Annotated in this window: 5 protein-coding genes; 4 read left to right on the forward strand and 1 reads right to left on the reverse strand. The window is 72.9% G+C overall.

The annotated features are described in order from the left end of the window. The first annotated feature begins 269 nt into the window (after positions 1-269). From ACFU7Y_RS36415 to ACFU7Y_RS36430, 4 genes are all read left to right on the forward strand, one after another. Positions 270-1,262 carry a malate dehydrogenase gene (locus ACFU7Y_RS36415; RefSeq protein WP_224282304.1) on the forward strand — a complete coding sequence of 331 codons (993 nt, stop codon included), beginning with the start codon at positions 270-272 and terminating at the stop codon, positions 1,260-1,262. 132 nt (positions 1,263-1,394) lie between these two features. Further along, positions 1,395-2,720 (forward strand): hemolysin family protein, encoded by a 1,326-nt coding sequence (locus ACFU7Y_RS36420; protein ID WP_224282305.1) that lies wholly within the window; start codon positions 1,395-1,397, stop codon positions 2,718-2,720. Positions 2,721-2,750: 30 nt separating this feature from the next. Continuing rightward, positions 2,751-3,791, forward strand: coding sequence for a tryptophan--tRNA ligase (gene trpS / locus ACFU7Y_RS36425; protein ID WP_224282306.1), 1,041 nt, complete (start codon positions 2,751-2,753; stop codon positions 3,789-3,791). Then, complete coding sequence (locus tag ACFU7Y_RS36430) at positions 3,788-4,342, forward strand: 2'-5' RNA ligase family protein (RefSeq protein WP_380770924.1); 555 nt, start codon at positions 3,788-3,790, stop codon at positions 4,340-4,342. Before trpS ends, ACFU7Y_RS36430 begins: the two co-directional genes overlap by 4 nt. Here the strand turns inward: ACFU7Y_RS36430 and ACFU7Y_RS36435 are convergent. After that, on the reverse strand, positions 4,327-6,894 hold the full coding sequence (locus ACFU7Y_RS36435) for a CDP-glycerol glycerophosphotransferase family protein (protein WP_380770925.1): 2,568 nt from the start codon (positions 6,892-6,894) through the stop codon (positions 4,327-4,329). The genes ACFU7Y_RS36430 and ACFU7Y_RS36435 overlap by 16 nt on opposite strands. Positions 6,895-7,119 lie beyond the last annotated feature (225 nt).

The raw sequence follows: 7,119 nt of genomic DNA on the forward strand, positions 1-7,119 counted from the left end.
GTCACCACGGCCGGTCTCGCCGTCGCCGGCATCTCCGGCATCCCCGCCGTCCTGCGGGTCTGGGGGGCCTGGGCGATCACCGCGGGCCTTGGAAATCCAGGGCCCGGGCGGGGGCCGTCCTTTTTCTGTGACGCATCAGCCACGCCACGACACCCGGCGTACGCTTCCCTTTGCGATAACCTGACGCCGGTCTCTCGACGTCGAGAGATCATCCTGGCTCCAGTGCCGGTGTGCCTGGGGCGCCTGGCGATTTGCTGGAGAAGGTAGAAATGACCCGCACCCCCGTCAACGTCACCATCACCGGAGCGGCCGGCCAGATCGGCTACGCGCTGCTCTTCCGCATCGCCTCGGGCCACCTGCTCGGTGCCGACGTGCCGGTGAACCTGCGCCTCCTGGAGATCCCGCAGGGCCTCAAGGCCGCCGAGGGCACCGCCATGGAGCTCGTCGACTGCGCCTTCCCGCTGCTGCGCGACATCACGATCACCGACAACCCGAACGAGGCCTTCGACGGCGCCAACGTCGCGCTGCTGGTCGGCGCCCGTCCGCGCACCGCGGGCATGGAGCGCGGCGACCTGCTCCAGGCCAACGGCGGCATCTTCGGCCCGCAGGGCAAGGCCATCAACGACCACGCCGCGGACGACATCAAGGTCCTGGTCGTCGGCAACCCGGCCAACACCAACGCCCTGATCGCCCAGCGCAACGCCCCGGACGTCCCGGCCGAGCGCTTCACCGCGATGACCCGCCTGGACCACAACCGCGCCGTCGGCCAGCTGTCCGCCAAGACCGGCGCCCTGGTCTCGGACATCAAGCGCGTCACCATCTGGGGCAACCACTCCGCGACCCAGTACCCGGACGTCTTCCAGGCCGAGGTCGCCGGCAAGCCGGCCTTCGAGGCCGTCGGCAGCGACCTGGCCTGGCTGGAGAACGACTTCATCCCGACCGTCGCCAAGCGCGGCGCCGCCATCATCGACGCCCGCGGCGCCTCCTCGGCCGCCTCGGCCGCCAACGCTGCCATCGACCACGTGTACACCTGGGTCAACGGCACCGCCGAGGGCGACTGGACCTCCATGGGTGTCGTCTCCGACGGCTCCTACGGCGTTCCGGCCGGCCTGATCTCCTCCTTCCCGGTCACCACCAAGGACGGCAAGTTCGAGATCGTCCAGGGCCTGGAGATCTCCGACTTCTCGCGCGCCCGCATCGACGCCTCGGTCAAGGAGCTGACCGAGGAGCGCGACGCGGTCCAGGAGCTGGGCCTCATCTGAGCCCGCCCCGCACGGCTTCACCGGCGGCCCGTCGCTTCCCTCCCGGAAGCGGTGGGCCGCCGCCGTGTCCGGGCCGGGGGCCTCCGCCGTGTCCGGCCCCGGGCGGTACCGGCCGTCCTACACTGGCCCGCTGTGAACGAAACACTCGGGGACGCCGCGCTCGTCCTCGTCTTCATCCTGCTGGGCGGGCTGTTCAACGTCGCCGAGATCTCGCTGATCTCGCTGCGCGAGGGTCAGATCCGGACGCTGGAGGGGCGCGGAACCCGGCGCGCGGCCCGGGCCGCGCACCTGGCCGCCGACCCCAACCGCTTCCTGGCCGCCGTCCAGGTCGGGGTGACCTGCATGGGCTTCCTGTCCGCCGCCTTCGGCGCGGACACCCTGTCCGGCAAGGTCGCCCCGCTGTTCGTCCGGGCCGGGCTGTCCGAGAGCATGTCCGACGCGGTGGCCCTGGTCGGCCTCACCCTGGTGATCAGCTACGCCTCGCTGGTGCTGGGCGAGCTGACCCCCAAGCGGATCGGCCTGCAGCGCGCCGAGTCCATCTCGGTCGTCGCCGCCCCGGTGGTGGACGTGATGTCGGTGGTGCTGCGGCCGGTGATCTGGCTGCTCGGCCACTCCACCAACCTGATGGTCCGACTGCTCGGCGGGGACCCGGCGGCGGGCCGCGGCTCGATGAGCTCCGAGGAACTGCGCGGCCTGGTCGCCGCGAACACCGAACTCGGAAGCGACGAACGGGCGTTGATCGCCGATGTGTTCTCCGCCGGAGAGCGCCAGCTGCGCGAGGTGATGGTCCCGCGCACCGAGGTGACCTTCCTGGACGCCGAGCGTCCGCTGGCCGCCGTCCGGCACCAGGCCGACACCTCGCCGCACTCGCGCTACCCGGTGGTCGAGGGCAGCGCCGACGCGGTGGTCGGCTTCGTCCACGTCCGCGACCTGTACGGCGCGCGCGGCGAGCAGGCCGCCAAGGTCCGCGACCTGGCCCGCCCGGTCAAGCTGCTGCCCGGCACCAAGCTGGTGCTGGAGGCGATGGGGGAGATGCGCCGGGAGGGCCACCATCTGGCCATCGTGGTGGACGAGTACGGCGGCACCGCCGGGATCGTCACCCTGGAGGACCTGGTCGAGGAGGTGATCGGCGAGATCCGGGACGAGTACGACCGCCCGGAGGCCGCCCCCACCCGCCGGCTGGCCGGTGGCGGCATGGAACTGGACGGCCTGCTCAACCTCGGCGACTTCGCCGAGGAGACCGGAGTCACCCTGCCCGAGGGTCCGTACGAGACGGTGGCCGGCTGTCTGGTCGCCGCGCTCGGCAGGCTGCCCCGGGACGGCGACCAGGTGCGCGTCCCGGTCGAGGGCGGCGGCGGGGTGCTGCTGACGGTGGCCAAGGTCGAGGGCCGGCGGATCGCCCGGGTCGGGGTGAGTGCGGTCACACTGGCCGAACCACCGGGGGCAGAGGTTTCCTGAGCGAGCGGTGGTACTGGAACAATGGCCCGCATGGTCAACGCAGCGGTCACCGGTCCGGTCAAGGACCGTCCCCGGGTGCTCTCCGGCATCCAGCCCACCTCCGGCTCGTTCCACCTCGGCAACTACCTGGGCGCGGTACGCCAGTGGGTCGACCTGCAGAAGGAGAACGACGCCTTCTACATGGTCGTCGACCTGCACGCGATCACGGTGCCGCAGGACCCGGCGACGCTGCGCGAGAACACGCGGGTCTCCGCCGCGCAGCTGCTCGGTGCGGGCCTGGACCCGGACCACTGCACGCTCTTCGTCCAGTCGCACGTGCCCGAACACGCGCAGCTCGCCTGGGTGATGAACTGCCTCACCGGCTTCGGCGAGGCCTCGCGGATGACCCAGTTCAAGGACAAGTCCTCCCGGTACGGCTCCGAGAGCACCACGGTCGGCCTGTTCACCTACCCGATCCTCCAGATCGCGGACATCCTGCTCTACCAGGCGGACGCCGTCCCGGTCGGCGAGGACCAGCGCCAGCACGTGGAGATCACCCGCGACATCGCCGAGCGCTTCAACACCCGCTACAGCCCGACCTTCACGGTGCCGAAGCCGTACATCCTCAAGGAGACGGCGAAGATCCAGGACCTCCAGGACCCGGCCGTCAAGATGAGCAAGTCGGCCTCCTCGCCCAAGGGCCTGGTGAGCCTGCTGGACGAACCGAAGGCCAGCGCCAAGAAGTTCAAGAGCGCCGTCACCGACACCGGCACCGTCGTGTCCTACGACGAGGAGGGGAAGCCGGGCGTCTCCAACCTGCTGCGCATCCACTCCGCGCTCAGTGGCCAGTCGGTCGACCAGCTGGTCGCGCACTTCGAGGGCAAGATGTACGGCGCCCTGAAGACCGAGCTGGCCGAGCTGTTCACCGAGTGGGTCACCCCCTTCCAGGAGCGCACCCGGATGTTCCTGGACGACCCGGCGGAGCTGGACCGGGTGCTGGCGATCGGCGCCGAGAAGGCCCGCGAGGTGGCGTCGGTGACGCTGGAGACGGTGTACGACCGGATCGGCTTCCTCCCGGCCGCCAAGCGGTGACTCCCCTCACGCACCTGCCCGCTGGTGGCGACCTCCCCGAGGTCGTCACCATCGGCGTGTCCGTGAGCGTCCCGGACCCGTACGGCACGGAGATCCAGGACGCCCGGGCCGGGCACGGCGATCCGCTGGCCCGGTCGATACCCACGCACGTCACCCTGCTGCCGCCGACCGAGGTGCCCGCCGAGGAGCTGCCGAAGATCGAGGAGCACCTGGCGGCGGTGGCGGCCGCGCACCGGCCGTTCCGGATGCTGCTGTGCGGCAGCGGGACCTTCCGCCCGGTCTCCCCGGTGGTGTACGTCCGGGTCGAGGAGGGCGCGCAGGAGTGCCGGCTGCTGGAGGCGGACGTCCGCTCCGGCCCGCTGGCCCGCGAGTTGGCCTTCCCGTACCACCCGCACGTGACGGTCGCCCACGGGCTGTCGGACGACGTGCTGGACCAGGCGTACGAGCAGGCCCGCGGCTTCCACGCGGCCTTCCCGGTACCGGGCTTCGGTCTCTCCCGCTTCGACACGGACGAGGTCTGGCGGCCCTGGCGGAGCTACTCCTTCGGCTGAGGCCGGTCCGGGTCGGTCCACGCCCCGGTCCGCGTCCCGGCCTGCGTCGCGGCCCGCCCGAGTTCGAGCATCCGGTCGACCACCCGGCGGGCCGCGCCGCCGTCGTCCAGGGCGCAGTGCTCGGCCCGGAAGCGCCGGTAGCGTTCGGCGTAACCGGGCGGCAGTCCGGCGTCGCCGTCGGCGAGTTCGCGCAACGCGCCGAGCAGCGCGGCGGAGGTCGGCACCAGCGGGCCGGGGGCGTTCGGCTCGAAGTCGAAGGAGAAGCCGCGCAGGGTGTCGCGGTAGTGCTCCAGGTCGTAGGTGAAGAAGTACATCGGGCGGCCGGTGACGGCGAAGTCGAACATGATCGACGAGTAGTCGGTCACCAGTACGTCCGCGATCAGCAGCAGCTCCTGCGGGTCGGGGTAGTCCCCGCAGTCGTACAGGAAGCCGTCGCCGGCGCCGGGCAGCGGCTCGCGCACGTGCGCGTGCGGGCGGACGAGCAGCACGTGGTCCGGGCCGAGCAGGCGCCGGGCGTGGTCGAGGTCCAGCCGCAGGTCGAGCCGGAAGCCGTCGCCGTCGCCGCGCTGCTGGTCCTCGCGCCAGGTCGGCGCGTACAGCACGACCCGCCTGCCCTCGGGGATGCGGAGCCGGCGGCGGACGGACGCGGCGGTCCGCGGGTCCGGGCGGGCGAGCACGTCGTTGCGCGGGTAACCGGACTCCAGCAGTTCGCCGCCGTAGCGGAAGGCGCGCCGGAGGATCGGGGTGGCGAACGGGCTGGGGGAGACCAGCAGGCTCCACTGCGGGGTCTCCCGGTCGAGCGCCTCCAGGTAGCCGCGGTCGGCCAGCCAGGGACTCTCGACGTCGTGGGCGATCCGCTTCAGCAGTGAGCCGTGCCAGGTCTGCACGACGACCTGGCCGGGGCGGCGCTCCAGGAAGTCCGGAAAGTGCGTGTTGCCGACCAGGTACCGGCAGGTGGCCAGCGCGAGGTACCACTCCGGGCTCCAGCTCCGCACCGGGACGACCCCGGGCGGCACCACGGCCTGGGCGTCGTCGACCACCCACAGGTGCTCCAACCGGGCTTCCCTGCGCACGAGTTCGGCGTGTACCGCGCGCGGGGAGTCGGCGTAGCCGCGGCCGCCGAACACGTCGTACAGCGCCGCCTCGCGCAGCGGCGCGCGGCGGGCGGCCGGGTAGTGCTCGGTGCGCAGCCGGTGCTGCGTCCAGGCGCTGCGCTCGTCGGCGGTGAGCACCGGGGTGGAGTCCACCAACAGGGTGTCGTGCCACCGGCGTTGCAGCAGGACCCGCTTGCCCCCGGCGGTGGTGGCGGCGGGGACGGCGGGCAGCGCGGCGGGGGCGGCGAGCAGCGGCCGGCCGTCCCCGGGCCGGCCGGCCGGCTCCAGCGCGGCCTCCCAGAGGCCCTTGCGCAGCGGCAGCGCGACGCCGTCCGATCCGGTCCGGGTGGCGGGCACCCGGGCCCGGAAGCGGCCGTCCGGGGCGGTGTCGACCGGGGTGCGGACCTCGCTCGCGGTGCCGCAGTGCCGCAGCACCAGCTCCAGTCGGTCCGAGGCCGGGTCCGGGCAGTGGCCGGACAGCTCGAAGCCGTCGTGCCGTACGGCGATCCGGTCGACCAGGCCGGCCGCGGGCTGGACGCAGAGCTGGAGCCGGCCGTCGGCGAGGTGCTTGAGGTAGAGCACCCGGTCCGGGGCGCCGGGCAGCGGGTGCTGGCCGGCCACCGGGCCGCCGCGCTCGTCGAGGCAGAGCTGCTCGGTTCCGCCGTCGGGGCGCAGCAGTTCGGCGTCCCAGTGCTCCAGCCTGCCGCTGCCCCGTCCGTCGGCGGTGAACGGCCGGTACGGCACCCGGACGGTGAAGGTGTTGCCTGCGCGGGCGAGCGGCTGCTCGACCACCGCCTCGCTCTCCCGGTGGCGCAGCCGCAGCACGGTGCCGGAGGGGCAGGCGTCGGCGAACCCGCCCAGCTCCAGGCCGTCGGGGGCGGGGGCGGCGCGGGTGATCCGGACGGTGGGGCGCTCCAGCCGCAGTCGCAGCCGGCCGTCGGCGAAGAACGGCTGGAGCCGGACGTCGTGGTCCACCCACTGGGCCGGCGGGTACTCGCCGGAACCGCACCAGTGCGGGGCGAGGGAGCCGTACCGGCGGCGCACCCGGGTGGGGCGCGGGCGGATGAAGAGCGTGGTCTCGATCTGCCAGTCGCCGAGCAGCCAGTGGCCCCCGCGTCGGAGCCGGCGGGGGGCCATCAGCGCGGTGAAGCCGGACCAGTCGTGGTTGTGCCCGGGCTGGGCGCTGTCGTCGGTGACCTCGGGCAGCCGGAGGGGCCGGGAGCGCAGGTGCAGCGGCGGCTGGGAGCGGCTCCGGTGGCGCAGGGTCAGCCAGGTCCAGGCGGAGCCGGGCCGGCCGGTGTCCTGGCCGTTCGGGCGGGCGAAGCCGGTGAGCTCCAGGCCGCGTTCGTGCCAGCGGGCGCGCAGCAGTCCGAAGGCGACGTCCTCGTCGTCGGCGGGGCGGGCGGCGGCCCCCCGGGGAGCGGCGTGCGGCAGGACCAGCCGCGTGAGCACAGGCATGGCAGTGGGAGCCCTTCGGAAGGGAAATCCACATCCCATCCGGAAATGGCGCCGGGGTCAATTGCACGCCTTTTCGAATTCCCCTGGGGAATTCATTTCCGGGAACGCCGTTTCGAGAGCGGATCCGGTGTTCCGGTCATTCCGTTGCCGCGGGTTTCCGGACGGTTTCCGCTCGGCCGCCGGGCGGTTCCCGGACATGCGCAGGCGCCCGGCACCAGTGGTGCC

Origin of the sequence: Kitasatospora sp. NPDC057542 (assembly GCF_042801945.1) — a bacterium.
Taxonomy (GTDB): domain Bacteria; phylum Actinomycetota; class Actinomycetes; order Streptomycetales; family Streptomycetaceae; genus Kitasatospora.

What these genes read in the sequence shown, in the direction of transcription:
- ACFU7Y_RS36415 (WP_224282304.1), top strand. Translation starts at nt 270, where the DNA reads ATGACCCGCACCCCCGTCAACGTCACCATCACCGGAGCGGCCGGCCAG.
- trpS (WP_224282306.1), top strand. Translation starts at nt 2,751, where the DNA reads ATGGTCAACGCAGCGGTCACCGGTCCGGTCAAGGACCGTCCCCGGGTG.
- ACFU7Y_RS36435 (WP_380770925.1), bottom strand. Translation starts at nt 6,894, where the DNA reads ATGCCTGTGCTCACGCGGCTGGTCCTGCCGCACGCCGCTCCCCGGGGG.